The organism is Nitrospirota bacterium (genome assembly GCA_040757595.1).
In the GTDB taxonomy this organism is placed as follows: domain Bacteria; phylum Nitrospirota; class Nitrospiria; order Nitrospirales; family Nitrospiraceae; genus JBFLWP01.
Window position 1 is genome coordinate 1 of record JBFLWP010000013.1, and the last position, 2500, is coordinate 2500.

3 protein-coding genes are annotated in these 2500 nt (G+C 63.5%); 1 reads left to right on the forward strand and 2 read right to left on the reverse strand.

The features are described 5' to 3' along the window. Positions 1-128: 128 nt before the first annotated feature. A complete protein-coding gene (locus tag AB1411_12135) occupies positions 129-407 on the forward strand; it encodes an STAS-like domain-containing protein (GenBank protein MEW6544347.1) in 279 nt (92 codons plus the stop codon). A gap of 109 nt (positions 408-516) precedes the next feature. On the opposite strand, the gene AB1411_12140 is transcribed toward AB1411_12135, so the two are convergent. After that, positions 517-1533, reverse strand: coding sequence for a molybdopterin-dependent oxidoreductase (locus tag AB1411_12140; GenBank protein MEW6544348.1), 1017 nt, complete (start codon positions 1531-1533; stop codon positions 517-519). Between the two features lie 245 nt (positions 1534-1778). After that, positions 1779-2486, reverse strand: a complete 708-nt coding sequence (locus AB1411_12145; protein ID MEW6544349.1) for a DUF3313 domain-containing protein — start codon at positions 2484-2486, stop codon at positions 1779-1781. Positions 2487-2500 lie beyond the last annotated feature (14 nt).

Here is a 2500-nt window from a genome sequence, read left to right on the forward strand (position 1 = left end):
ACTGCGAGCTTCTGCTCAGCCGGCCACCGCCGCTTCCGCCCACGCCCATTCTGGACAGGTTTGATCGTCGCTTCCATTATCCCTCCTGACCTATTCTACCTGTCCAAACCTTAAGTGGGGCACGACAAGTGGAATCATTTGGGACAAGAGCCGCAGCTAGACCAGTTAAGATCAAGCTGCAAAACCTAGCTGCGCTATGTCCTGACCAGAAGATCTTTGTCGACTTCTCGGACGTGCCAGTCATCTCCAGCAGCTTTGCGGACGAGGTACTGGGGAAACTGTTTCTGGAACTTGGCCCGCTTGCTTTTATGCAGAAATTTGAAGTTGTGAATACTTCCGACACCGTGAGAGGTTTGGTCGACAGGGCGATTGCTCAGAGGGCAGCGAAGGGTAGGGTCGAAGACTAGCTTGAGGCTAGAAAAAGTACCGGGAGTCCTTTCCCGACTTTCACGCTGGCCAGGTCTGGCCGCTTCAAGTAAGCAGCGGGAACTGCCCACCTTCGTCAGCCCAGCCCTCTCACACCTGTTCGATGTCGGCGACGATCGTGTGGTAGCCGGAGGCGCCGGCCGGCTGGGGACGGACGATCTCGGCGATCTGGAGCTGGCCCTTCGTGTCGGTGGCGCGGACGACCACCTGGAACTTGCCGGCCTTGGGCGGGCGCCAGCGATGATTCCAGATGACCCAGGAGTAGGGGGACATGGGCGGCTCCAGCTCGGTCTGCTGCCAGGTCTTGCCGCCGTCGAAGCTCAATTCGACCTTCGCGATGCTGTTCGGTCCGCCGAAGGCGATGCCCCGGAAGGTCTGCTCCGGCCCCTTGAGCGCCTGGTAGTGGCCGGGCGAGTCGATGCGGGAGAAGATCTTGATCGTGCCGTCGTCGGTCCAGCCCTTCCGCTGCCAGTAGCCTTTGAAGTCCCCGTTGTAGACCTCGATCTCGGTGATCCACTTCACGTTCTTGATCCCGTAGAGGCCGGGCACGATGAGCCGCAGCGGAAAGCCGTGCTCCTTGGGGAGCTTCTCGCCGTTCATCAGGTAGGCGAGCATGACGTCATCCTGCACGGCGCGGGCGAAGGGGATGCTGTCCTCGTAGCCGTCGGCCGCGCGGAAGACCACGTCGCGCGCCGTTTCCTCGTCGGCGCCCACGTCCTCCAGGAGCTGCTTGAGCGAGATGCCGCGCCACTGGGCGTTCCCGAGGCTGTCGCCGCCGGGGAGCGTGTCGATGCACATGAGCGTGACGACCTGGTCGAACGCATCGCGGTTGAGGATGTCGCGCCAGCCGAGGGAGACGGGCTTCTTCACCTCTCCCTTGACGTGCACGCGCCACTGTTCGACGTTCACGTCCCGCGAGACGTTGAACGGGGAGTCCATGTAGTTGACGACGTAGAACTTGGCGTTGGGCGTGAAGTAGACGGTCTCGCGCGGGGGCATGGCGAACATGCGGCCGAACACGCTGCCCACGGAGTCGCAGCCGCCGGTCAGACCGGCCAGGATGCCGAGGCTTCCGGCTTTCAAGATCGTGCGGCGGGAGAACCTCATCGTGCCGTCAGCATCCCATAGGCTCCATCCTATGTCAAACCTGGTTTTGTGCCGTTGGTCTTGGTCGCAGGCGCTGACGAGGGCCGGGAGCGGGGCGAGAGCCACGCCTCTTCGCAACCCGGATCACTCGACGGTGCGACGGGGGCTGAGCACGGGGCTGATCATGGCGAATGGCACCGATGGGACACGCGGATAAGCGGGAAATAGGGCGATCGGCGCGCCAAGCAGCCGGCTAGCGCCGGGGCTCAACCTTTGGGTTTGACGCAGTTGTTCCCGCCCCGCTGCTCGCAGAGTCTGAAGCGCATCAGCTCGGCCCAGAACTCCATGGCCTTGTAGACGTCGTCCCAGGAGTCGAAGGAGTCCGCATCCAGGCGCTTGTTGCCGACCCGGCGGTCCGCCGAGGCGGCCAGCACTTCGCCGCTCTGGGCGTCGAGGAACCTGGCTTCGACGCTGATCTCGCCGACGAAGAGGGGCTTGCCGGTGCCGGCGTTTTTCAGCACGGAGCCCAGCGCCAGCACGTTCATCGGGGCGGGCACGGCGGAGACGGCGCGCAGCACGACGTTGGCCTTGTCCGCCCTGGTCAGCGCCGCCTGGAGACGCAGGGTGTGCGGGCCGGGGGTGGAGACCATTTCATAGTCCTTCGACAGGCTCTTGTAGATCAGGCCGTGCAGCATGTCCGCCACCTGCTGCATCTCCTTCTGCTTGGCCGGGTCGCTTGCCGCCTCGCCCCAGATCTGGACCGGGTCCAGGAGGATCTTTTTGTAGGTGCCCCGGGGGATCAGGGCGATCTTCGGGTTCCTGTAGACCAGCAATCCCTCGCCGTCTTCGCCCTTGCGCATTTTCGGGTAGAGGTCGCCCAGAAAACCGGAGGTTTCCATGGATCGCGCCTGTTTCGTGGGCGCGCAACCGAAGAGCAGGGCAGCGACAAGGGCGAACGGCAGCCAGGCGGTCATGGAACCCTCCTTAC